Origin of the sequence: Streptomyces sp. NPDC086554 (genome assembly GCF_040686095.1) — a bacterium.
Classification (GTDB): domain Bacteria; phylum Actinomycetota; class Actinomycetes; order Streptomycetales; family Streptomycetaceae; genus Streptomyces.
Map to the genome: position 1 here is coordinate 1 of NZ_JBFBJK010000017.1, position 23,622 is coordinate 23,622.

Genomic DNA, 23,622 nt, shown 5'->3' on the forward strand with positions numbered 1-23,622 from the left:
CAAGCCCGGCAAGTCCTGACCAAATAGAGCCCGATCACGCGAGGGGCTGGGGAATTACGTGACCCCAGCCCTGGGGAATATCAAGACGTTCCACACGTGACACTGTCGGCATGTGCTGGGGGCCGGTTCTTGCTGTGCTCAACGACCTTGAGACCACTCGAGAGACAGCGCTACGACCCTAGAGACCCTCCACATCGACGCAGGCACATACCTGGGGTGGTGCGTCCTCGGCGGCGAGGTAGACATTGACCGTCACGGTGCCGCACGTCGGCGGTTGCCGTTTCGGGGACCTGGCTCCACGGCCACGCCCCACGCTGACACCCACCTGCGCCGCTTGCGCCACTGTGATGCTCCCGGTCACGGGCGGCCGGGAGGTGGAGTTGTCGTTGCGGGCTGGGATCGTAGTGTTGCCTCTTGACGTGACAGTCATGGAATGGTGGTCGAAGCCCAAGTGCGCGCAGAGATCCGACTATTACCAGGGATCTACCGTTACAAGCACGCCGCGAATCATCGAGGTCCCTGAATACGCAGCCGCCGTTTTTCACCCGGCTGCCTGGGCTGGCGATCGAGGGCAATCAGTCGTCCCATTCATTGAGGTATCCGGACTTGACGTACCAGGGACTTGCGGCCAGGGCTCGATAGAGGGCGGCCTGCCAGGAGTTGCGGGTTCCGTAGCTGGCGGCCCGATCCTGGATTTCGTCGAGGATGGCCCGGTATGGCTGGCCGCGCAGGTAGTCGTTGAGGGCCGCCAGCTCGGTACCCACCTGGGCGGCGTAGAGCCTGGCGAGTTTGTAGGTGGTGAAGTGGCGCTGGACCCGTGCGGTCAGAGTCGGTGACCAGTCAGGGTGCGGGTCGACGAAGAAGGTGACGCCCGGCTCCGGTGGCGCGGTGAGACGGGCCGCCAGCCACACGTAGTCGGTGACATCGTCGAAATAGGGGTGGAGCGTCTGTTCCTCGGCCGTGGCTGGCACAGCTTCGCCTTTGGCCTTGTTGCAGGGCAGGCACGCGGGGACGAGGTTGGCCGGCGTGACTGCGAGCAGTGGGTAGGCGATCTTGGGGAGCTGGTGGTCGATGGTGTCGGCGAAACCGTGTCCGCACAGCGGGCAGCGCCCGCGGCGGGCGCTTTTGATCAGCTGGTTGTAGATCTCCCGGCCAGCGCTGCCGTTGCGGGCCATGCGGCTGGTGTAGCAGCCGGTGAGCTTCTTGTTGTCGCCCTTGGACGTGTCGTTGCCATCGGGCTGGTCCTCCAAGTGCTTCAGGCTGTGCAAGGACGCCGTGGCTGCAGCCTTCTCGTACTCGTCGGCCGCGGCGGCGACGGTGCCTTCCAGCTGTTGCAGGCGGGCTTTGACCTTCGCAGGGCGAGTCTTGGATATGCAGGTGGCGTAGACGGCGCGGGCGTCGAGGGCGGGTTCCGGCAGCGGCCACATCAGGACTGGCCCTCCATTGCCCAGGCTTCGTCGCCGAGATCGCGGAACGCGATCAGGGAGCGGACGATGATGCGCGCTTCGCCACCGAGTCGCCCGCCGAACCGTTCCAGGATGCTGTCAAAGGACTCTCCCTCGTTGACGAGGCGGGTCAGTTCGCTGTGGAAGCCCGAGGCGGTGACCTCCAGGCCGAAGACTTCGCGGGTGAGGACGCCGACGTTTTCCCCGAACGTCTCGATTTCGGGGCGGTCGGCGACGACGTGGTTGCCGTAGCGGCGCAGCTTCCACACACAGTCCGCGGGAACTTCCTGCAGAACCACGGGGGAGTGGGTGGCGATGAGCGCCAGCCCGTTGCGGTTGGAGAGCAGGTCGGCCAGCACCCGAACGAACGCCGACAGCAGGGGCGGATGCAGGTGGGTCTCCGGTTCGTCGATGATGACGAGGGTGCGTTCGCCGACGTGCTCGACCAGCCGGGTCACTGTCAGCAGGACGACCTTGTGGCCTGCGCTGAGAGAGGCGAACAGCCTGCGGGCCTTGGCGCGGCGACTATTCGGGCTGCGCGTGGACTGGAAGTCTTCCAACCAGTCCTCGGCCAGCAGCCCGCTGCCGGCGTACGTCAGCGTCTGCAGAGCGCTGATCCAGCGCTGCGCCTGCTCGCCGGTCAGGCATGCCTCGACGCTCTCGGCAAAGTCCCGTTTCAGCTGCCACTGGGACTTGATCCGCGGCGCACGCGTGCCGTTTGACGGCACGCGCAGGCCGACGTGGATGGTGGGGAATGACTCGTCGTGAGGGAGGAGAGGCAGGTCGTCGAAGGCGCTGAAGGAGACGCTGACGAGGTTGCCGAAGGATCGGCGCGCACCTCGGCTGTCCTCGATGATGCGGCCGACCTGAGCGGGGTCGGCTTCTGGGTCGGCGACTGCTCGGGCGAGGCGGTTGAGCAGGACGGACTTGCCGGCTCCATTCCGGCCGGTAAGCACGTGGATGTTGCTGGCAGGCTTAGTGTGCGGTACTGCGCGGAAGGACAGCTCAAGTCCATCGGCGCCTTCGGTGGCTGGCGTAGGGCCCTGGTAGAGGACACGGAAGGGGGTAACACGGTCGCCATCGCATGCGATTCGCCGGAACTGCTCCTCGACCATGAACGGCTTCACGAACCGCCACAGCGAGGTACTCGTCACTTCCTCCTGGCGGGCGGCTTCGAAGATGCGCTCGTCGAAGGCCATGTCCCGCAGACCAATCAGGACGCCCCGGCGTATGTCGTCACCAAACTCGCGCAACCGCTCGTAGTACGTGTCGTCCTGACCCACGGAGAAGAACCGTTCGCCGAGTGAGGTGAAGTTCTGCGGCAACTTCACGACGCGGTCCTCGCGGCTGTCCATGCCGAGGTGGGCGATCTTGACCTGGCCGATCTGGTGCAAGGTGCCTGCCGCGTCGCCGATCGCCAAGCGGAACAGGGTGTGGAAGCCGGAGTCGTCCCATCGTTCCTTGGTCAGGATCACCCAGGGGCGGGGGCCCCTCGCGGGGACGTGCGTATTCCCGTCTAACACCATGAACTGCACAGCGTGCTCCTGCCCTTTTGCTCACCTCGTGCCAGCGTGCCGATCCTACGGCGGCCAGGTTGGTGCGCTTCGGTCGTCATGTTGCCAGCCGGAGTGGGTGGTTCATCAGGTTGCTCGGGCCGCGCGCGGCGATTCAGGGTGGCGGGACTGCTCGAGTTACCGCCGGGGTTCGCGGTGTGCTCGCCGCTGTCGAGAGAGTGGTGGCGGTGCGATGGTGCGCTGCCAGCGGGTGCGCAGGGCGGTGAGGTAGGCCAGGGCCCAGCGGCCTTCGGTGACCAGCTGGTGTGGCGGTCGCCGTCCGGTGTGGGCGTCATGTCGCAGTACACCAACGCATCGACGGGCAACGGCTCGTCAAGGAGGGGGAATTCCGCAGCCAGTTCCTCCCGGAATGCGCGCTCATCGGCTTCCAGCAGTGCGCAGGAGTGGTTGGCCACCAGCTGTGCGACGCGTTGGTCCAGACCAACGATCGTGCGTAGATGACGTGCCCCGTTGAGCGGGTGGAATCCCTGGTAGTCGGTGGCTATATCTCACCGAGCTGGCATCGGATGGTCGTGGGCAGAGTGCGAGCGGCCCTGGTTGACCTCAGTGCTGGCAGCTGGGGAGACGTTCACGGTCGGATCTCTGTCTTGCGATGCGTAGCAGTGCGTTCGCCGTGAAATACATGAGTGGGTGAGGCTGAGCGTTGCATTTCGAGATGGCGACGCGGTGCGATACCCGCGTCGTTGGTACTGCAATACGTGTTGTGACCTGCGTCCTCGACCGGGTCACCGGCGACGGATTCCTTGTGTTCGACACTCGCTGTGTCTTCCCTGTCCTGCGGTTCTGCCGGGTGACCTCCTGAAGGAGGTCGATATGACAGCGACGGGCAAGGCCACGTCCTGCAGGGCGATACATAGCAGGAGATCCCCGGTTACCGAAACCGGGGATCGTCCCGAGCATTGAGGGTGTTGGCACTCGGCTGTGCTTGGCAGTGGAGCCGTGGCGGACGAAGCAGACAGCGCTGCAGACCCGAGACGAGGAGAGTGCGTTGTCTGCTGTCCTGATGACCGCGGTGCCCTTCGCTGCAAGGCAGCGATGGCGCCGACGATGTGGAGTTTCCACGCCCTCGAGGAGAGTGAGTGATCCTGTCTCAACCGATCAAGAAGCTGCCGCCGAACGCAAAAGGCCAGGTCCGGTACCGGTTTGTGGTCGATGTCGGCACCGACCCGGCCACCGGGAAGCGCAAGCAGCTGACCCGTACCCTCGGCACGCTCAAGGAGGCGAAGGCCGAGTACGCACGTATCACGGTCCGTCGCTACGAAGGGGCGCTCGTGCCGCGCAACAAGATGACCGTGAACGAGTGGCTCGATCAGTGGCTCGCCAAGAAGGCGGAAGACCTGGAAGAGACCACGATCTCCACCTACAGGGTGACCCTGGACCGTGTCCGGGGCAGGCTTGGGGACATCCGGCTCCAAGAGCTCACCGAGGACGATGTCGAGGAATGGATGGTCTGGGCGCTTCGGGAGGGCCGCGTACGCACCACGAAGGCTGGTCCCGGTCTGGGGGTTACCTCGGTGGAGATGTCCCTCACGCGGCTGAAGGAGGCTCTCAACCGGGCCGTGACGCGGCGCCTGGTCGCGGTGAATGTCGCCCAGGAGGTCACGATCCCCCGGAAGGTGCGCAAGGCGGAGCGGCGGGCCAAGGCGGAGGTGCCGCCCTGGAGCGTTGCGGAGGTCCATGCCTTCGTACGCGCGGTGAGGGACCACCGGCTGTATGCCCCGCTTCTCCTGTCTTTGATGGGTCTGCGCCCGGCGGAGGTGTGCGGCATGCGTTGGGTTGATCTGGACCTGGACACAGCCACCCTGGCTGTTGCCAACACCCGCACGCTGATGGGAAACAAGACCGTGGTGGAGAGGGACGCGAAGTCGCTCGCCGGCGAGCGGGGCCTTCCGCTGCCCGCTTTGGTCAGAGAGGCACTCAGGAACTTCAAGGCCACTCAAGCCGCTGAGGAGCTGGCGGCGGGGCAAGCGTACGAGGGCAGTGGGTACGTGCTGGTGGACGAACTCGGGGCGCCGCTCAACGTGCGGCAGTTGCGCGAGCGGGCGTACGACGTCATGGCCGACAACGCGCTGCGGCGGGTCCGTTTGTACGATGCCCGCGCGAGTTGCTTCACCTACCTGGCGAACCATGGGGTCCCTGACCATCTCCTCGCCCGATGGGCGGGGCACACCGACGTCAGGACCACGAAGCGCTGGTACGTGAAGCCGGACGTGGAAGATCTTCGTCCGGCGGCGGATACCTGGAGTGGTCTGACCGGTCTCCCGACCCCTGTGGTGAGAGAAATGTGAGACGTGGGAGCGTTGTCGCGTGAGTGAGAAGACTACGAACACCCTCCAATACCGCTTTGACGGGCCAGAAGACGCCCCAGTCCTGATTCTGGGCCCTTCCCTCGGGACAACATGGCACATGTGGGACCGGCAGGTTCCCGAGCTGGTCAAGCACTGGCGGGTGTTCCGCTTCGACATGCCCGGACACGGCGGTGCGCCCGCGCACCCCGCGGGCTCCGTGAGCGAGCTCGCCCAGCGGCTGCTCGGCACGCTCGACGAGGTCGGAGTGCAGCGCTTCGGGTACGCGGGCTGCGCCTTCGGCGGTGCCATCGGTGCCGAACTGGCCCTGCGCCACCCGCAGCGCGTGGCCTCGCTCGCGCTGATATCCGCATCGCCGCGGTTCGGCAGCGCCGACGAGTTCCGCCAGCGCGGTGTGATCGTGCGGAGCAACGGGCTCGACCCCATCGCGCGTACGTCTCCCGAGCGCTGGTTCACGCCCGGCTTCGCCGCCGCGCAGCCCGCGATCACCGACTGGGCCGTGCAGATGGTGCGGACCACCGACCCCGGCTGCTACATCGCCGCCTGCGAGGCGCTCGCCGCCTTCGACGTGCGGGCCGAGCTGGGGCGGATCGGGGTGCCCACGCTCGTGCTCGTGGGGTCCGAGGACCAGGTGACCGGGCCCGGCGAGGCCCGCACCCTCGTCGCCGGGATACCGGACGCCCGCCTCGCCGTCGTGCCGGGCGCATCCCACCTCGCCCCCGTCGAGCAGCCCGCGGCCGTCACCGACCTGCTCGTACGGCACTTCTCCACCGCCTGGCCGACCCCGGGCGACGCGACCGGCACCCACGCGGCGATCAGCGCGCCCCCGGTCAAGCCGGTGCTCGCCCCGCCGCCCGTCTCGCCCGTCGCCGAGATAGGGCCCATGGCGCAGCCCGAAGCCGTGGGCGGCGGCCGTCCCGATCCGTACGACGCGGGGATCAAGGTCCGCCGTGAGGTGCTCGGCGACGCGCACGTCGACCGCGCGCTCGCCGCCGCCGACGACTTCTCCGGGGACTTCCAGGAGCTCATCACGCGCTACGCCTGGGGCGAGGTCTGGAACCGTCCAGGGCTCGACCGGCGCTCGCGCAGCTGTGTCACCCTCACCGCGCTCGTCGCCGGCGGCCACCTCGACGAACTGGGCTTCCACATCCGAGCGGCCCTGCGCAACGGCCTCACCCCGCTGGAGATCAAGGAAGTGCTGCTCCAGGCGGCCGTCTACTGCGGCGTACCCGCGGCCAACTCGGCGTTCAAGGTCGCCCAGGCCGTGATCCGCGAGGAAACCACGCCTCAGGAGTAGCAGGATGGGGGCATGACGACTGCCGCGAAGCGCATCAAGCTCACGAAGAAGACACACGCCTGTGTCCGCCTCGAGCGGGACGGCCGGAGTCTCGTCATCGACCCCGGCACCTTCAGCGAGGAGGACGCCGCGGTCGGCGCCGAGGCGATCCTCGTGACGCACGAGCACATCGACCACTTCAACGAGGACCGGCTGCGCGCGGGCATGGAGGCCAACCCGGCCGCCGAGATCTGGACCCTGCGCTCCGTCGCGGAGAAGATCTCGGCCGCCTTCCCGGGGCGGGTGCATGTCGTGGGTCACGGGGACACCTTCAGCGCCGCCGGGTTCGACGTGCAGGTGCACGGCGAGCTGCACGCCGTGATCCACCCGGACATCCCGCGGATCACCAACGTCGGCTATCTGGTGGACGGTTCGGTCTTCCACCCGGGCGACGCGCTGACCGTCCCCGAGCAGCCGGTGGACACCCTGATGCTGCCGGTGATGGCCCCCTGGAACAAGATCTCCGAGGTCATCGAGTACGTCCGTGAGGTCAAGCCGCTGCGCGCCTACGACATCCACGACGCGCTGCTCACGGACCTGGCCCGGCCGATCTACGACTCCCAGATCGGGGCCCTGGGCGGAGCCGAGCACCTGCGCCTCACACCCGGCGAGTCGGCCGACCTGTGACTGTCGGACCCGCCCGGTAGGTTGTGAGACATGCGCATTGCCACCTGGAACGTGAACTCGATCACCGCTCGCCTCCCGAGGCTCCTCGCCTGGCTGGAGAACAGCGGTACGGATGTGCTGTGCATCCAGGAGACCAAGACCACCGCGGAGGGCTTCCCCGCCGACGAGCTGCGCGAGCTCGGCTACGAGTCGGCGGTGAACGCGACGGGGCGGTGGAACGGCGTGGCGCTGGTCTCCCGCGTCGGCCTCGACGACGTGACGCTCGGGCTGCCCGGCGGGCCCGACTACGACGGGGCGCAGGAGCCGCGGGCGATCTCCGCGACCTGCGGTCCCGCCCGGGTCTGGTCGGTGTACGTGCCGAACGGCCGCGAGGTGGCGCACGCGCACTACGCGTACAAGCTGGAGTGGCTCGCGGCGCTGAACACCGCGATCGCGGCCGACGCGATGGGGCCGCGGCCGTTCGCGGTCCTCGGCGACTTCAACGTGGCGCCCACGGACGAGGACGTGTGGGACCCGGCCCTGTTCGAAGGCGCCACGCACGTCACGCCCGCCGAGCGCGAGGCTCTCGCGGCGCTGCGGGATGCGGGGCTCTCCGACGTCGTGCCCCGGCCGCTGAAGTACGCGCACCCGTTCACGTTCTGGGACTACCGCGAGCTGGGCTTCCCCAAGAACAAGGGCATGCGGATCGACCTGGTCTACGGAAACGAGGCGTTCACGAAGGCCGTGACGGATTCGTACGTCGACCGCGAGGAGCGCAAGGGCAAGGGCGCCTCCGACCATGCGCCGGTCGTGGTGGACCTGGAGCTCTAGGGCCTGTCCGATGGGTCCTGCCGGGGTCGCGACCCCTGGCACGCACATCTGCCGCGTTGTCGTCGGTTGCCAACGCTCCGCGTTGTCGCCCTCCTCCGCCTTGCAGCTGCACGCACCAGGGCCCGCTCGGCCCTGCTGAATCGGCACCCGGCGCGAAGACCGGCCCGACCCATCGGACAGGCCCTAGCCCGGCCCCTGGGCCCGGTGGAACCGGGCCCAGGGAGAGTTCGCCCTCGGGTTACGGCACCAGCCTCGGGTTACGGCACCAGTTCCCGCAGATCCACCGACTCCGCTATCGCAGCCAACCCCGCATCGCCCGGATGCAGATGATCCCCGCTGTCGTACGCGGGCAGGATCCGCGAAGGCCGCTCCGGGTCCCGAAGCACCGCGTCGAAGTCGAGGACCGCGTCGAAGTCCCCGCCCCAGCGGATGTACGAGTTCACCGCCACCCGCTCCGCGTCGGCCGCCGCCGTGCACAACGACTCGCCCTCGCACGGCGCGATCGTCGCCGCAACGACCCGCAGGCCCCGCGCACGCGCCCGCTCGGCGATCTCCCGCAGCCCGGCGGTCACTTGGTCCGCCTTGGTGCCCCAGCGGACGTCGTTGACCCCCTCGAAGACGACGACCGTACGGGCGGACGTCTGGGCGAACACGTCGCGATCGAGCCGGTGCAGCGCGCTGACGCCTCCGGTGTCCGTCGAGACACCGTCACCGGGATAGCGGTCGGCGACGACGCGGTTCGCGGAGATGCCCTGGTTGAGCACCCCGAAGTGCGGGACCGTGTCCTGCTGGAGCAGCCGGGTGGCCAGGACGTTGGGCCACCGGCGATTCGCGTCCTGCGTGGACTTCACACCATCCGTTATGGAGTCGCCGAGCAGCACCACAGAGCCGGGCCCGCCGCTCACGTCGACGCCGGTGAGCAGCGGCCACGTGGAGATCGCCGATGTGTACGCCGCCGGTGAGCCGTCCGCCGCGTGGTCGCCCGGACCGCTCACGTACGAGCGCTGAATGGCCTGGCTGTGCACGGGCGCGGTCGTCACGTTCTCCGGGAGGTGGAAGCTCACCAGGAGATTGGTGTTCGCCGGTACGTCGAAGTCGAGCGGATCGCTGAACGCCTGGGCGCCCGCAGGGACTTGAGTGCCTGCCGCGCCCCGGAAGGACAGCGCCACCGGCTCACCGCGCGCGCCCGCACCGGACTCCTGCACCGCCACCGTCGCGCTGCCGATCCGCACCGGCGCCGACGCGAAGGTGTTGTCGAGCCGGATCCGCACCCGCGGCCCGCCCGTGCTCGTGTGGACGACGAGCCGCACGGTCCTGTCGGCCCACGGCCCCACCGCCGTGTACCCGGCTGTCGAGGCCGACCAGCTGCCCGTCCACCCCTTCGTGGCCTGCCGCACGGAGAGCGAGAAGACATGCAGATCCGGGGTGCCCGGGTCCTTCGGCAGGGTCACCGACGTGACCTCGCGCCCGCGCGCGACGGGCACGGTCACGACGTACAGCCGTGCCTTCTCGGCGAGTTGGCCACCAGGAGTGTTCACATGCGGCAGCGCGACCGACTTCGTGGCGAGCGGTCCCGAGCGCCAGTCGGGGGCCGTGAGGCGGTACGTGCCCTTCGAGCCGTCCCCGTAGCGGACCGTCCCCGTGCCGCTCGCCTCGCCGCCCGTGCCGGCCACCAGGAAGGCGAGGGCGTCACCACGCCCGCGTACCCGGACCGACTGTCCGTCGGCGCGCACGTTGTCGGCCTCGCCCGCCTCCGTCAGCGGCCAGGTCAGCCGCGCCCCGTCCACGGCGAGCGAACGCCCCGGCGTCCATCCCGCCGCCGTCAGATCGCGCGCCGACAGCGAGCCCCCCGAACCGTCGAAGTCCGCGTCGCCGGGCCGCGCGTCGTCACTGATCGCCCTGTTGTCGAAGAGCCGCTCCAGGGGGAGCGGCTCGGGTCTGTGCGGGGCGGCTTGCGCTGTCGCCACTGGTACGACACTTGCGAGCACCGCGAACACCGCGGTCACTCCCCATGTACGTCGGCGCACGACGGACCCCTCCCCTTACCGGAACTGACGTGATGAAAGGTGCGCCATGAAGCTAAGGAGGCCGCGGAGGCGCGTCAATGAGTCGCGCATGAACACGACCCGAACTCGCCGGGAGAACACGGTGATGAGCGCGCCTGTGGTGCGACGGGCGATGCCAATGCCACGCTGGGTGGTATGAACATCCCTTTCATCCCATTCCTGGACAGGTGGCGCAAGCGACACGCGGCGGAGCCGGAGCCGGGTCTCGCGGCGGCGTTCGAGGACGACCCCCAAGGGGTGGCCGAACTCCTCTCCGAATGTGAGCTGCTGCGCTCCCAGGCGGCCACCGCGGGACTCGAACTCGACGACACCCCGGCCTCGTTGAGCGCGCTCGACCAACTGCTCCCGCGCTGGCGCGACGATCCGGAGCTGCTGCCGTGGCTCGGCAACGACGCGGGCCTGTACCTGGGTTCGGTCGTCGTCCGTACGGTGCCCGGCGCCACCTGGCACGTCTGGCCCGGCGGCAGCCCCGTCGTGCGGCTCGCGTCGGGGCGTGAGATCCAAGTGGTGGAGGCGGGGCTCGATTGGGCGGTGCACGGTGCACCGGAGCTGTCCCAGGTCTACGCGGAGGCGTCGGAGACATAGCCCGGAGGCTTCGGGGGCCCGGCCGCGGGATGAAGTAACTGCAAATACGGTTAATGCCCATAAGTGCGTGTCGTCCGGTAAGTCCCGTTTTCGCATGGATAGTTTGCGCGGAACAACACACCGCTGAGAGTGGGCAGGGCAGGGCATGGCCGTCGATCCGCTGATCGAGCTGCGTGATGTGAACAAGTACTACGGGGAGTTGCATGTCCTTCAGGACATCAACCTCACCGTCGGCAAGGGGGAGGTGGTCGTGGTCATCGGCCCGTCAGGGTCGGGCAAATCGACGCTGTGCCGGGCGATCAACCGGCTGGAGACGATCCAGTCCGGAGCCATCGCACTGGGCGGTCAGCCACTGCCCGCAGAGGGCAAGGCACTGGCCATGCTCCGCGCGGAGGTGGGCATGGTCTTCCAGTCCTTCAACCTCTTCGCGCACAAGACCGTGCTGCAGAACGTCTCCATCGCTCAGATCAAGGTGCGAAGCCGGAAGAAGGAGGACGCCGAGAAGCGCTCCCGCGAGCTGCTCGAACGCGTGGGCCTCGCCTCGCAGGTCGACAAGTTCCCCGCGCAGCTCTCCGGCGGCCAGCAGCAGCGCGTGGCCATCGCACGCGCGCTCGCCATGGACCCGAAGGTGATGCTCTTCGACGAGCCGACGTCGGCCCTCGACCCCGAGATGATCAATGAAGTGCTCGAGGTCATGCAGCAATTGGCCCGCGACGGCATGACCATGGTCGTCGTCACCCACGAGATGGGCTTCGCCCGCTCGGCCGCCAACCGCGTCGTCTTCATGGCCGACGGCCGCGTCGTCGAGGACCGGGCGCCCGAGGACTTCTTCAACAACCCGGAGAGCGACCGGGCCAAGGACTTCCTCTCCAAGATCCTCAAGCACTGACGGGGGGACAGCCATGATGCGTACGACACGTCTGCTCGCGGCGCTCGTCATCGCCGTCTGCGCCGCCACCGCCTGCGGCAGGGAAGGCAGCCCGCCGGTGAAGGGGCCGCAACCCGACGAGCTGCCCAAGTACCAGGTGGCGACCGGCTTTACGCTGCCGGGCTCCGGCACCTGGAAGCAGGCGAAGCGGCGCGGTCACCTCGTCGTCGGGGCCAAGGAGGACCAGCCGTTCCTCGGCGAGAAGAACCCCGCGACCGGCGCCTACTCGGGCTTCGACATCGAGATCGCCAAGATGATCTCGGCATCGCTCGGCTTCGACCCGAAGTCGATCCGGTTCAGGACGATCGCGTCGGCGAACCGCGAAACCGCCGTGCAGAACGGGCAGATCGACTACTACGTCGGCACCTACACCATCAACGACCTCCGCAAGAAGCTCGTCGGCTTCGCCGGCCCCTACTACATGGCGGGCCAGGGCCTGCTCGTGCGCTCCGACGAGGACGGCATCGACGGGCCGCAGGACCTGGACGGCAAGCGGGTCTGCTCGGCGGCGGGTTCGACCCCCTACCAGCGCATCCAGAAGGACTACCCGAAGGCGACGCTCGTCGCGTACGACACGTACTCGGTCTGCGTCGACAACCTGCTGACCTATCAGGTCGACGCCGTCACCACCGACGACGCGATCCTCATCGGCTACGCGGCCAAGGTGCCCGACGAGCTCAAGGTGGTCGGCAAGCCGTTCCCCGAGGAGCCCTACGGCGTCGGCGTCCCCAAGGGCGACAACACCCTGCGGTTCGCCATCGACGACGCCCTCGCGGCCCGCGAGGAGAACGGCGACTGGAAGGAGGCCTACGACGCCACGCTGGGCCTCTCCGGAGTCCCGGCACCGAAGCCGCCCCCCATCGACCGCTACCAGGCGAGCTGAGGAGGTGTCGTGGACGTACTGACGGACAACTTCTCCACGTTCGGCGATGGCTTCCTCGGCACCGTCCAACTCACCGTGTACTCCTCGATCCTGGCGCTCGCGCTCGGCTTCCTGATGGCGTCGTTCCGGGTCGCCCCGGTCGGCTCCTTCCGGTCCGTCATCCCGCCGGTCGGTTCCACCCTCATCGCCCTCGCCAAGAACTCGGCCATCGCCGGTGCGTTCAGCGTCACCGAACTGCTCGGCACGTACAAGACACTCAGTGAACTCGGCTACAGCATCATCTGGACGTTCATCTGGATCGCCATCGGCTACCTGATCATCACCCTCGCCATCAGCGCCGTCTTCAACATCCTCGAAAAGCGCTGGGGAGTCGCCCGATGAAAGCCCTCTCCCACGAATCGACCGCCCTCTACGACGTACCGGGGCCCAACACCGAGCGCAGACACAAGCTTTACGGACTGCTCTCCACGGTGGTGCTCCTCGCCCTGGTCGGGTGGATCCTCTATCTGCTCTTCGACACCGACCAGTTCACCGAGACGAAGTGGATGCCCTCGTTCGGCATCTCCGCGGTCCTCGCGCTCGCGCTCGGCGTGGTCACCGGACTGACGCTCTACAACGGCTCGGTGCTGCCCGCCATCATCAGCCAGTTGGTGGTGGCCCTGAAGGACACCTCGCTCGGCTATCTGATCACCTATGAGGAGTTCCTCCACGCCGGGAAGCTGATCGCGTCGAACCTCGACTACGATCTACCTTTCATCCCCGTGGTGCTGGTGATCTCACCGATCTACATCGGGATGTGCATGCTGCTTTCGTGGTTCGCCCAGTGGGTGTCCAAGCGTCAGCGGCGCAATCCCAAGACCGAGGCCGTGGAAGTGGCACCGGCCGAACCAGGGACGCTGCTGCCGGGTCCGCAGTAGCTAAAGGAGCCAGAGCCCAGCCGGCAGCAGCCGGAGATCACTGCTCGCGCAGCGGGACCGACACGTATGACGGGTCGGACGCCGGCGAGGAGAAGGTCAGCTGCGCGCCGGACGGGTTGTGCTCGATATAGAGCGGGTCGACCGTGTCGACGACCAGGGCGAGCTTGTGTCCCGCCGGTACGTCGTAGGCCGTGGAGAACAGCTCCAGGTCCACGCCGAACGGCTTGCCGGGCGTCTTGCCGTGGAAGGTGTACGGCGCGTTGCTGACCAGCTTGCCGAGGCCGAGCGGGCCCACGTCGTACAGGTACGCGACGAGGGTGCCGCTCTCCTTGGTGCTGGTGAGCGTGGTGTGCAGCTCGGCCGTCCCGCGCACGCGCTGCGGCGCGTCGTACTTCTCGGACTGCCAGACGCCCGCGTAGCGGCGCGGAAGCAGCGGCATCGAGGCCATCGGCGGGATCTTGAGGAACTGGTCGAGGGCGTTCGAGAGCAGCACGATGCCGCCGTTGGCGCCCGAGTCGACGTTCGTGCGGATGGTCGTCGAACCGCCGAGGTCGATCTTCTTCTTCGTCGCGCCGACCGACTTCCAGTCGGGGTAGCCCTCGTAGCCGCCTGTGGAACGGGACTTGAGCTGGACGGGGGCTTCGGTGTCGATGCCGTTCTTCTCGCCCTTGAGGTAGCGGTCGAACCAGCGCTGGGTGGAGGTCCAGGTGTCGTTGGGAAGGCCGAGCAGGCCGGTCGCCTCGGCCGTCGCGTGGTCGCCGGGGCGGAACTCCAGGCGCTTGGGGCCGGTCAACTGCTCGTAGAACTTGGCGTATTGGTTGGGTGGGAAGATCGTGTCGCCCCAGGCGTTGCCCAGCATGACGGCGGCGCCGTTCTTGTTGATCTGGTCGATGTAGGTCGCAGGGGAGCGCTTCGCGCCCCATGCGATCATCTCGTCCTCCTTGTCCAGGTTGGACCCGAGGAAGTCCTTGAGGGTCTGCTGGAGTTCGGGGCTTGGACGGCCCGTCAGGACGCCGGCGCCGCCGAGCAGTCCGGCGGCCTGGGCATGCTGGGTGCGGCCGCTGTAGATCGACTCGATCAGGTCGCCCCAGCCGCTGAGCGCGGCGACGGCCTTGATCCGCTTGTCGTGCCCCGCGGCGAGCAGGCTGATGCCCGCGCCGTACGAGACGCCGCCCATGCCGATCTTCTCGGGGTCGGCCGGGGTGTTCGCCAGGGTCCAGTCGATGACCTTGGAGGCGTCCGCGATGTCCTCGGGGCCGCCGGTCTCGATCTCGCCGCCGGACTGCCAGAAGCCGCGCGAGTTGTAACTGACCACCACATAGCCGGAGTTCGCGAGCTTCTGGGCCTGTGCGACGTACTCGATCTGCGGCATCGCCCAGCTGGTGGGCAGCACGATCGCGGGGTACTTGCCGCCGCTCTTCGCGCCTTCCGGGGTGAAGACGTTGGCCTTGAGGATCGTGCCGCCGTCGCCGGGGATGTCGACGAAACGTACGTCGGGGGAGCTCGCCGCCGGGGCGGCCGCGGGGGCCGCCTGGGCCGCCGGGGCGAGGCCGAGGGCGGCGCCGGCGACGAGGGTCGCGGACACGGCGCCCACGGTGGTCGTACGCAGAGCCTTGCGCGGAAGTCCCACGGGTCACTCCTTACTCGTTCAAGCAAAGTGACCCGACGGTAACCTCAAGGCTTTACCGGGGGTAACCCGTCGGTAAGTTACGCCCCGGTAACGATTATTGAGGGATGCACCTCTCGCGCGGCCTTCAGCTCAGCGCGCTCTTCGTCTGCCAGTCGGCCCACGAGAGGTTCCACTCGCCATAGCCGTTGCCCGGGTCCGGGACGCCCTTCGAGCCGCTGCCGGAGACCTCGAAGGGGTCGCCGACCTGGACCTGGCCGTAGAGCCAGGAGGCGTCGCCGTCGCTCATGCCGATGCAGCCCGAGCTGTGGTTGGTGTTGCCGAAGTACGAGGCGTTCCAGGGGGCCGCGTGCGCGTACATGCCCGACCAGGTAAGACGCATCGAGTTGTCGACCATCTTGTCGTAGGCGTCGCCCAGGCCCACCGTCTCGGAGCGCATGTTGATCGTGCCCTCCTTCGCCATCAGGACGGACGTGCCGCCCCAGGACGCCTTCTCGCCGCCGGGGGTGCCCGCCGACATCGGGACCGTCTTGACAGCCTGCCCGTCGCGTACGAGCGTCGCCTGCTTGCTGTCGAGGTCGACCTTGACCTTCTGGCTCTTGCCGACGGTGAAACCGGTGACGTAGTCGCGGACGAACCAGCCGCCGTCCGCGCCCGAGTCGATGCCGTTCAACTGGGCGTCGAGCTTCACCTTCGTGCCGGACTTCCAGTAGTCCTTGGGGCGCCAGTCGACGCGGTCCTTGCCGTCATAGTTCTGGATCCAGCCCCAGGAGCCCTCGGTGCCGTTCGAGGTCGTCACCTTCAGGTGCTTTTCGACCTCGGCCTTGTTCTTCACCGGGTGGTCGAAGACGACCGACAGGGGCTGGGCGACGCCGACCGTGGTGTCCTTGCCGGGCGTCAGGGTCAGCTTGTTCACCTGGTCCGGGGCTGCCGTCTCGAAGGACGCCTGCGCGCTGCCGCCCTCGTCCGTGACCGCCTCGACCTTGTACGAGGTGCCGGGCGCCGCCTTGCGGTCCGAGGTCCAGGTGGCGCCGTTCGCCGAGACCTTGCCGGTGAGCTTCGCGCCTTCGGTGCCGGTGACCGTCACCTGCTTCAGCTTGCCGTCGGCCAGCTTCACCTTCACCGGGGAGCCCGCCTTGGCCTGCTCGCCCCGCAGGTTCACCGAGATGTCCGGCTTGTCCGCCGCAAGGTCAGCGGCCCCGGCGGCAGAGCCGCCGCCCGAACAGGCGGTCAGGGCGGCGGCCAGCGTCGCGAGGCCCGCGACGTGGCGGGGACGTATCGGGCGTCGGCGGCTGGACGAGCTCAAGGGCAGCAAGGGAACGTACCTCCGTGCGAATGTGGAACTGCACGGAGAGAGGGGCGAAGGTCCTGATCGGTTGCCTCTTGCCCGGAATTGCCGCCTAGGTCACAGAAGCGCCCGGAGACCGCTACTTGGCGCGATGTGAATTGCGCGGCGGAGTCACCGCGGGCGCCGGGGCCTGCGCGGCGCGGGTCACGTCCGCTACGAGCTCGACGACGTCGGCGCCGTACGCCTGGGAATTGACGACCTTCAGGAGCAGCACGAACGTGTTGCCGCCGTGCTTGCGGGCCAGCTTCTCGTGGTGGCGGGCGAGATAGCGGGTCGCCGCCTGGTTGGTGATCGCCCGCTGGCCGCAGAAGAGGAAGACGGGTCTCGCCTCCTGGCCCTGCCCGGCCGTGAGCCGCGCGAGGATCACGTACTCCGTGGTGCCGCCCTCCATGCGGTAGCGCTCGCTGCCGATCTGGAAGGCGCCGCGGTCCGGGCCCGGCTCCGGGTCGGTGTTGACGCGGACGCCGGGCAGCAGGGAGTGCATGTGCGCGGCCATGCGGCGGTTCGCGGCCGGGGCGCCGACGCAGAACTCGGTGCGCTCGCCGAAGCTCTGCTGTGCGGCGTCGTGCGCGACGAGCTGGGCGTGCGCCCCGCAGTCCTTGATCAGCGCGGCGAGTTCGAGGAGCGCGAACACGTCATGGCGTACGACGGTGAGATCGGGGCCGCCGCCGTCGCGGTTCACCACGAGCAGCGACTCGGAGTTGTCGGGCAGCCCGAAGAAGGCCTGCTTGCGGCGGAGCTTGCGCCGCCACAGGTAGGAACGGGCGAGCCAGCCCAGCACGGCACAGAGGCCGGCCGCGATCAGGCCGAGGGCGATATTGCGCACGTCTTCGGTCATGGGGGCGCATGCTAGCGGGCTTCCGGACCCGTGTTCGAGGGGGTCCTGACGAGGCGGGGGAGTCGAAGTTACGCTGCGCAGACGGCTGTTGACTGGAGGTACGAATGCGTCGTGCTGTCGTACGGAATCTGACGCTATTGGCGGTCGGAGGGGTTTTGGTGTCGGTCGGTGCCGCCACGCCCCCTTCGTCTCCGCGCTCAGCTGAAAGCCCGGTTGAAAGCCCCGTGGAAAAGGTGCCGGTGGCCGTCGGATACGGCGGCGCCGTCTCCAGCGTCGACGCCGACGCGTCCGCCGCCGGGATCGAGGTCCTGAGGAAGGGCGGCAACGCGGTGGACGCGGCGGTCGCCACGGCGGCGGCGCTCGGCGTCACCGAGCCGTACTCGGCGGGTGTCGGGGGCGGCGGCTACTTCGTCCACTACGACGCGAAGACCCGCAAGGTGAGCACCATCGACGGCCGCGAGACGGCCCCCAAGACCGCCGACTCCGGCCTCTTCCTGGAGAACGGCAAGCCGATCCCCTTCGCGGACGCCGTCACCAGCGGCCTGGGCGTCGGCACCCCCGGCACCCCCGCGACCTGGCAGTCGGCTCTCGACCGGTGGGGCAGCAAACGCCTCGGCACGCTTCTGAAGCCCGCCGAGCGCCTGGCGCGCGACGGCTTCACGGTCGACCCGACCTTCCGCGCGCAGACCGAGTCGAACCAGAAGCGGTTCAAGGACTTCCCCGACACGGCGAAGCTTTTCCTGCCGGGTGGCGAGCTGCCGGTCGTCGGGTCGACGTTCAAGAACCCCGATCTTGCGCGTACGTACGAGGAGTTGGCGCGCAAGGGTGTCGGGGCGCTGTACCGGGGCGGCATCGGCAAGGACATCGTACGGACGGTGAACAAGCCGCCCGTCGACCCGGCGTCGGGCCGGGTCGCCAGGCCCGGCGATCTCTCCGCCGCCGATCTGAAGGCGTACGCGGTGAAGCGCCAGGCGCCGACGAAGACGTCCTACCGAGGGCTCGACGTCTACTCGATGGCGCCTTCGTCGTCCGGCGGGACGACCGTCGGCGAGGCGCTGAACATCCTGGAGCGCACCGACCTCTCCAAGGCCTCGAAGGCGAAGTATCTGCACCGCTACATCGAGGCGAGCCGGATCGCCTTCGCCGACCGGGGGCGCTGGGTGGGGGACCCCGCCTTCGAGGACGTACCGACGAAGGAACTGCTCTCGCAGCGGTTCGCCGACTCGCGGGAGTGCCTGATCCGCGACGACGCCGTCCTGAAGAGCCCGCTCGCGCCGGGCGATCCGCGCGATCCGGCGGCGTGCGGGTCCGGTGACAAGGCCGCACCGACGACGTACGAGGGCGAGAACACCACGCACCTCACCGCCGCCGACAAGTGGGGCAACGTCGTCGCCTACACCCTGACCATCGAGTCGACGGGCGGCAGCGGCATCACCGTGCCGGGGCGCGGGTTCCTGCTCAACAACGAACTGACCGACTTCTCCTTCGCGCCCGCCAGTCCTTCCGTGCACGACCCGAACCTGCCGGGTCCGGGCAAGCGGCCCCGGTCGTCGATCTCGCCGACGATCGTCCTCGACCGGCACGGGAAGCCCGTCGTCGCGCTCGGGTCGCCGGGCGGCGCGACGATCGTCACCACCGTCCTGCAGACCCTGACGGGCTTCGTCGACCGGGGGCTTCCGCTGGTCGAGGCGATCGCGGCGCCGCGTGCGAGCCAGCGCAACGCCGCCCAGACCGAGCTCGAGCCGGGGCTGTGGGACAGCCCGCTGAGGCCCGAGCTCGAGTCGATCGGCCACTCCTTCAAGCAGAACCCCGAGATCGGGGCGGCCACCGGCGTCCAGCGGCTGCCGGACGGCAAGTGGCTCGCCGCTGCCGAGAAGGTGCGCAGGGGCGGGGGGTCGGCGATGGTCGTGCGCCCGGATTAGGGCGCGCTCAGCGGGCCGCGCAGTTCTGCTCCAGCTCGTTCGCCGCCCAGCGGATCGAACCCTCCGGGTCGTCGTGCAGATAGCGCAGGGTCGGCAACGCCTCGCGTACCGCGGCGAGTTGGGCGTCGCCGCGGCCGCCGCGCGCCTGGTGGACGTCCGCCAGGTCCGCGATGAGCAGGAGCAGCGTGCTGCGGGACTTGTTGTCCGGGTCCGTCATGAGCTCGACCAGGAAGGGGATGGCCGGGACGGCCGCGGTCGACGCCGCCTCCTTGGAGACGAGGAGGCGGTAGAGGTCGTGCACCGCGTCCATGGCCGTCTTCTTGTCGTCCGACGTCACCTTGCCGATCAGCTCGGGGACCATGTGGCCGGGGCCGCGTGCGGTCCACAGGGAGCCCCAGTCCACGTCCTCCAGGCGCAGTTGGAGGTCGCGGTGCGGCCACAGCTTGGCGAGGTCGAGGCGGAGCGCCGCGGTGGAGTCCGCGTCGGTGACCCGCAGGGTGCCGTCGGTGTCGAGGCCGAGGAACTTGATGCCGGTGCCGAGGCGGAGGTTCGCGACCGCGTCCGACACCAGGTCCCAGACGCGGACGAGACCGTCCGCCCAGGCCGCCGCGAGTGCGGGACCGGTCGGCAGGACGGCGGCGGCCAGCGAGGCGATCGGGGTGTTTCTGCGGGCGAACGGCGAGCGCATCGGCTTGCGGCGCGTCGACCAGTAGCGGATGACGCCGTTCGCGTCGCCGCTCAGGACAAGGCGCGTGCTCGCCAGCTCCAGACAGGTCACCGAGGTCACCGGGGCGCGGTGCAGGGTGAGCGTGATCGTCTCGGGGTCCTCGTCGTCGGTCTCCCGGACGTGCACCCGGCCTTCCGTGTCGCCCGCCACGACCATCGTCGGCCCCTGCAGCGAGGCCACCGCCCTGAGCGTGCTGCGCTCTTCGACCAGCGCCGCCGCCTCGCCGGCCACCACCGGCGGCTGCGGGTACTCCCGGGTCAGGACCGTCCACCGGCCGCGCTCATCGGCGTCCCCCGCCTGGAGTGAGACCGGGCCGAGGTCCTCCAGCGGCTCGGGCACTTCGGACGGCGGCCTGATGTCCTTGTCGTTCCACTCCAGGCCCAGCGTGCGGGCGACGTCGAGCAGTGCGGTGCGGGTCCGCGCGTTGATGACGATCTTGAAGTCGGCTCCGGGGCCGCGGCCGTGCCGGATCACCGCGTCCGGCGCGCCGTACGAGAGGGCGTCCGTGCCCATCTCCTGCCAGGGCAGCAGGCCCAGTTCGCGGTACGAGGCCTCAAGGCGCCGTACGACCTCGGGGTCGGCGTCGACGGTGTCGCGGCCGAACCGCAGCGTCCAGCCGTAGTGCGCGGGCATCCGCTCGAAGGCCAGCTGCATCAGGAACTCGGAGAGCGAGCGGCTCTGCACCACCCACTCACCGCCGATGCTCACGACGACCCTGGGGTCGGGGAGCTCGGCCTCTGCGGCCAAGTAGCCCCACTCATGGGCGTAGTGGTACTCGGACATGAAGACGCACACGCGGTCGTCGTCGTCGGGCCCTATGAGCCCGCTGTCCTCGTCCACGTCGAGCTCGGAGAGCTTCGGCGGCCACTGCGTATGGACCCAGTACAGGCGCGGGTTGAAGGCGAAGGAGTTGAGCGGCGAGTCCCACCATTCGTTGAGCGCCTGCGGGACGGGCAGGTCCCAGTCGATGCCCCCCTCCTGGTTCTCACCGCCCCAGCGCGAGTGCCCGGGCTCGCCGCCCGGGTCCACATAGCCCCATTCCCGCTGCACCTCGTCGAGCAACGACCAGCGGGGGCGCCCCTGTTGACGCCCCAGCCGGTCGGCGAACTGTCCGTAGTCAATGATCTCGTGTGTCACCGAAACATCGTACGAACGATCTTCGTCGCGGATGTCGTCGTGGTGTCACAGTGCTGTGAGGATGCGCGGCCCGTCGCCGGCGTTCGCCGCTGCCAATAACTATACCGGTATGGGAATGGTCTTCGGCGCCGGGGCGGTATTAGAATGGGTGCATGGTGCGGACCCCCTTGACCCCCGAAGAGCGCGAGCGCGGCGAGCGGCTCGGCCGGCTGCTGCGCGAGGCGCGTGGCGAGCGGAGCATGGTGGAGGTGGCAGCGACCGCCGGGCTTTCCGCCGAGACGCTCCGCAAAATCGAGACGGGCCGGGCCCCGACGCCGGCGTTCTTCACGGTGTCAGCGCTGGCGGTGGCGCTGGGCCTTTCCTTGGACGAGGTGGCAAAGGCGTGCGCACTGGTGCCGGCCTAATCCACGGGCCCTGAAGGGGCGCGGGGCTGTGACATATGCGGCTCCGCCGCGCGGGCGCGACCAGCCACGACGCACCCGCAGACACATACGCTGCCCCCACCGCTCAAGCCGCGCGCCAGCGCCCGGCTCAAGCCGCGCGCCAGCGCCCCGCATGGTCGCGGGCGAAATCCAGGAAGCTCCGGGCCCCCCGGCCCGTGACCTCCCGCACCGCCGGGCTCACCCGGTCCTCCGCACCCCGCGAGATCCCCTCGTCCATGGCGGCGAGCATGCGGGCGAAATCCTCGGGGATCCCCGAGGCGGTGAGCCGCGCGCGGAACTCCCCGGTGGAGACCGGGCGATGGCGCACCTCGCGCCCCGAGGCCTTCGAGATCGCCTCGGCGGCCTCGCTGTAACTGAGCGCCTCCGGGCCAGTGATGACATGCGCGGTGTTGTGCGGCCGCGCATCGAGCAGCGCGTGTACGGCGGCGTCCGCGATGTCCGCCGCGTCGACGAACGCCACCCGCCCCTGCCCCGTGGCCGTGACGATCTCCCCGGCGCTGCGGATGCTCTCGGCGTGGGCATGGCCGGGCGTGACGAAGTTCTGCATGAACCAGGAGGGGCGCAACACCGCCCACTCCGGCGCCAGTTGGCGCAGCGCCCGGTGGACCTCGCCGATGCCGGGGTCGTCCTCGGCGATCGCGGAGGAGCTGAGGAGCACAAAGCGGCGTACGCCCCCGTCCCGCGCGCGTTCCAGGAACGGCAGCATCACGCGGGCAGGATCGGTGTCGCCGATGGGCGGTACGAGGTAGACGGCGCCGACACCGGAGAGCGCGGGCCCATGGGTGGCGGAATCCGCCCAGTCGAAGCGGACTTGGCGGGTGCCCGGTGCGGGGCTGCGGCTCCCCGCGCGGACCGGCAGGCCCCGGTCGGCGAGGGTGGCCGTGACGCGGCTGCCGGTGGTTCCGGTGCCGCCGGTGACGAGGAATCCGGTGGGGTGGGTCATCGGTTGCTCTCTCCTGTGTGCGAGCCGCCGACGGGTATCCCGCCGTCGAAGGCGTCGGCCGCCAGCGCGCCGTTCCAGTAGTCGCGGAAGCGGGTGATCAGGCCGTCGTGGACGGTGACGACCTGGATGTACGGCATGTCGAAGGGGCGCCCCGTGGCGACGGCGCGGCCGACGCCGTGCAGTTCCGCGACGATGGTCCCGGAGTCCTCGGTGCGATGGACGGTCAGGTCCTCGAAGCTCCGCAAGTCGATGTGGTCCGGGTAGTCGCGGATGTAGTCGCGCACGGCCTCACGGCCGACGAGCCGGCGGTGGGTGAAGGGTGTGGTGTCATGGCGGCGACGCTAACCTGACCCCGGGTCCGTTTACAAGTATCGGACCCGGGGTCGACTTATTCTCGACTCCTGCGATCCTGTAGATCACGCATCACCCGTCCCGCATCACCCGTCCCGCATCTCGCATCCCGCCCGACCGAGGAGGATCCCATCACCGCCGTCCGCAAGGAGCGAGCCGACTCCGTCCGCAACAGGGCCGCGCTGCTGGCCGCCGCGGCGCGGCTGTTCAGGGACGCCGCCGACCCCGACAGCGTCAAGATGGCCGACATCGCCCAGGCCGCCGGAGCCGGCAAGGGCACGGTCTTCCGGCACTTCTCCGACCGCACCGGTCTGCTGAAGGCGCTGGTCGTCGAGGAGACCCGGCAGCTGCGCGAGCAAGTCCTGCACGGGCCGCCGCCGTTGGGGCCGGGAGCGCCGGCCGAGGAGCGGCTGCCCGCGCTCCTGTCGGCGCTGCTCGACCTCAAGCTGAACCAGCGCGCGCTGATGCTCGCCCTGGAGCGGGCCGGGGCCGGCAGTCCTTACCTCAACCCCACCTACGACCTGTGGCACTCCGAAGTGGCCGGGATGCTGTCCGGCGTACACGGCGACGCGGCGGCCGACTACCTCGCGCACGCTCTGCTCGCCGCCGTCCGCGGTGACCTCGTCGAGCATCTGACCGGCCAGGGAGCCGATCCGGACGAGCTCCACGAGGGCCTGCGCCGGCTGTGCGGGTCCGTCCTGGCTCACCGCGCGGACGGCACCGTGTGAGGCGCTGCGGGCCGGGTGGAAAACTGCGTGTAGTCGTCCCGTAACACGACTGGTGTTATCTTCCGGACCGGAAGACTCCAG

Annotated in this window: 20 protein-coding genes and 2 pseudogenes; 12 read left to right on the forward strand and 10 right to left on the reverse strand. The window is 69.0% G+C overall.

Features of this window, described 5'->3' with window-relative positions:
* Window positions 1–575: 575 nt before the first annotated feature.
* From AB0O76_RS26365 to AB0O76_RS26375, 3 genes and pseudogenes are all read right to left on the reverse strand, one after another.
* Window positions 576–1,427, reverse strand: coding sequence for a hypothetical protein (locus AB0O76_RS26365; RefSeq protein WP_365495987.1), 852 nt, complete (start codon window positions 1,425–1,427; stop codon window positions 576–578).
* Entirely contained in the window at window positions 1,427–2,920 is a 1,494-nt protein-coding gene (locus AB0O76_RS26370; protein ID WP_365495989.1) for an AAA family ATPase, read from the reverse strand. The genes AB0O76_RS26365 and AB0O76_RS26370 overlap by 1 nt, the downstream gene beginning before the upstream one ends.
* Before the next feature lie 338 nt (window positions 2,921–3,258).
* Window positions 3,259–3,486 (reverse strand): annotated as a pseudogene (locus tag AB0O76_RS26375) (metal-dependent phosphohydrolase); the annotation flags it as partial.
* 612 nt (window positions 3,487–4,098) lie between these two features.
* On the opposite strand from AB0O76_RS26375, the gene AB0O76_RS26380 reads away from it, so the two are divergent.
* The 4 genes from AB0O76_RS26380 to AB0O76_RS26395 are packed head-to-tail and all read left to right on the forward strand — an operon-like array spanning window position 4,099 to window position 8,098.
* Window positions 4,099–5,307, forward strand: coding sequence for a tyrosine-type recombinase/integrase (locus AB0O76_RS26380; protein ID WP_365495991.1), 1,209 nt, complete (start codon window positions 4,099–4,101; stop codon window positions 5,305–5,307).
* A 19-nt stretch (window positions 5,308–5,326) separates the two neighbouring features.
* On the forward strand, window positions 5,327–6,622 hold the full coding sequence (gene pcaC / locus AB0O76_RS26385; RefSeq protein ID WP_365495993.1) for a 4-carboxymuconolactone decarboxylase: 1,296 nt from the start codon (window positions 5,327–5,329) through the stop codon (window positions 6,620–6,622).
* 33 nt (window positions 6,623–6,655) lie between these two features.
* The gene (locus tag AB0O76_RS26390) at window positions 6,656–7,288 is read left to right on the forward strand and encodes an MBL fold metallo-hydrolase (RefSeq protein WP_365496327.1); all 633 of its coding nucleotides are present in this window, start codon (window positions 6,656–6,658) and stop codon (window positions 7,286–7,288) included.
* Window positions 7,289–7,318: 30 nt separating this feature from the next.
* Entirely contained in the window at window positions 7,319–8,098 is a 780-nt protein-coding gene (locus AB0O76_RS26395) for an exodeoxyribonuclease III (protein WP_365495995.1), read from the forward strand.
* 257 nt (window positions 8,099–8,355) lie between these two features.
* Here AB0O76_RS26395 and AB0O76_RS26400 read toward each other — a convergent pair whose 3' ends face one another.
* Window positions 8,356–10,125: an SGNH/GDSL hydrolase family protein gene (locus AB0O76_RS26400; protein ID WP_365495997.1), complete on the reverse strand. Its 1,770-nt coding sequence runs from the start codon at window positions 10,123–10,125 to the stop codon at window positions 8,356–8,358.
* Between the two features lie 174 nt (window positions 10,126–10,299).
* On the opposite strand from AB0O76_RS26400, the gene AB0O76_RS26405 reads away from it, so the two are divergent.
* The 5 genes from AB0O76_RS26405 (at window position 10,300) to AB0O76_RS26425 (ending at window position 13,477) form a co-directional block, all read left to right on the forward strand.
* Window positions 10,300–10,749 (forward strand): DUF6278 family protein, encoded by a 450-nt coding sequence (locus AB0O76_RS26405; RefSeq protein WP_365495999.1) that lies wholly within the window; start codon window positions 10,300–10,302, stop codon window positions 10,747–10,749.
* A gap of 145 nt (window positions 10,750–10,894) precedes the next feature.
* Entirely contained in the window at window positions 10,895–11,638 is a 744-nt protein-coding gene (locus tag AB0O76_RS26410; protein ID WP_365496001.1) for an amino acid ABC transporter ATP-binding protein, read from the forward strand.
* A gap of 16 nt (window positions 11,639–11,654) precedes the next feature.
* Window positions 11,655–12,560, forward strand: coding sequence for a glutamate ABC transporter substrate-binding protein (locus AB0O76_RS26415; protein ID WP_365496003.1), 906 nt, complete (start codon window positions 11,655–11,657; stop codon window positions 12,558–12,560).
* Window positions 12,561–12,569: 9 nt separating this feature from the next.
* On the forward strand, window positions 12,570–12,941 hold the full coding sequence (locus tag AB0O76_RS26420; RefSeq protein ID WP_365496005.1) for a hypothetical protein: 372 nt from the start codon (window positions 12,570–12,572) through the stop codon (window positions 12,939–12,941).
* The gene (locus AB0O76_RS26425) at window positions 12,938–13,477 is read left to right on the forward strand and encodes a hypothetical protein (RefSeq protein ID WP_365496007.1); all 540 of its coding nucleotides are present in this window, start codon (window positions 12,938–12,940) and stop codon (window positions 13,475–13,477) included. Before AB0O76_RS26420 ends, AB0O76_RS26425 begins: the two co-directional genes overlap by 4 nt.
* A 37-nt stretch (window positions 13,478–13,514) precedes the next feature.
* Here AB0O76_RS26425 and AB0O76_RS26430 read toward each other — a convergent pair whose 3' ends face one another.
* The 3 genes from AB0O76_RS26430 to AB0O76_RS26440 all read right to left on the reverse strand — a co-directional run bounded on the left by AB0O76_RS26430 (window position 13,515) and on the right by AB0O76_RS26440 (window position 17,290).
* Entirely contained in the window at window positions 13,515–15,107 is a 1,593-nt protein-coding gene (locus AB0O76_RS26430; RefSeq protein ID WP_365496009.1) for an alpha/beta fold hydrolase, read from the reverse strand.
* 124 nt (window positions 15,108–15,231) lie between these two features.
* Complete coding sequence (locus AB0O76_RS26435; RefSeq protein WP_365496011.1) at window positions 15,232–16,410, reverse strand: Ig-like domain-containing protein; 1,179 nt, start codon at window positions 16,408–16,410, stop codon at window positions 15,232–15,234.
* A gap of 121 nt (window positions 16,411–16,531) precedes the next feature.
* Window positions 16,532–17,290, reverse strand: a complete 759-nt coding sequence (locus AB0O76_RS26440; RefSeq protein WP_365496013.1) for a hypothetical protein — start codon at window positions 17,288–17,290, stop codon at window positions 16,532–16,534.
* A gap of 104 nt (window positions 17,291–17,394) precedes the next feature.
* Here AB0O76_RS26440 and ggt point away from each other — a divergent pair, with 104 nt between their 5' ends.
* Window positions 17,395–19,212 carry a gamma-glutamyltransferase gene (gene ggt / locus AB0O76_RS26445; RefSeq protein WP_365496015.1) on the forward strand — a complete coding sequence of 606 codons (1,818 nt, stop codon included), beginning with the start codon at window positions 17,395–17,397 and terminating at the stop codon, window positions 19,210–19,212.
* A gap of 7 nt (window positions 19,213–19,219) precedes the next feature.
* Here the strand turns inward: ggt and AB0O76_RS26450 are convergent, their stop codons facing one another.
* Complete coding sequence (locus AB0O76_RS26450; protein ID WP_365496017.1) at window positions 19,220–21,076, reverse strand: hypothetical protein; 1,857 nt, start codon at window positions 21,074–21,076, stop codon at window positions 19,220–19,222.
* 152 nt (window positions 21,077–21,228) lie between these two features.
* Here AB0O76_RS26450 and AB0O76_RS26455 point away from each other — a divergent pair, with 152 nt between their 5' ends.
* Complete coding sequence (locus AB0O76_RS26455; protein WP_365496019.1) at window positions 21,229–21,480, forward strand: helix-turn-helix transcriptional regulator; 252 nt, start codon at window positions 21,229–21,231, stop codon at window positions 21,478–21,480.
* A 127-nt stretch (window positions 21,481–21,607) separates the two neighbouring features.
* Here AB0O76_RS26455 and AB0O76_RS26460 read toward each other — a convergent pair whose 3' ends face one another.
* Window positions 21,608–22,462 (reverse strand): NmrA family NAD(P)-binding protein, encoded by an 855-nt coding sequence (locus AB0O76_RS26460; RefSeq protein WP_365496021.1) that lies wholly within the window; start codon window positions 22,460–22,462, stop codon window positions 21,608–21,610.
* Window positions 22,459–22,770: pseudogene (locus AB0O76_RS26465) on the reverse strand (nuclear transport factor 2 family protein); the annotation flags it as partial. The pseudogene AB0O76_RS26465 and the gene AB0O76_RS26460, both read right to left, overlap by 4 nt.
* Window positions 22,771–22,998: 228 nt before the next feature.
* Here AB0O76_RS26465 and AB0O76_RS26470 point away from each other — a divergent pair.
* Window positions 22,999–23,541: a helix-turn-helix domain-containing protein gene (locus AB0O76_RS26470; RefSeq protein ID WP_365496329.1), complete on the forward strand. Its 543-nt coding sequence runs from the start codon at window positions 22,999–23,001 to the stop codon at window positions 23,539–23,541.
* The last annotated feature ends 81 nt before the right edge of the window (window positions 23,542–23,622 follow it).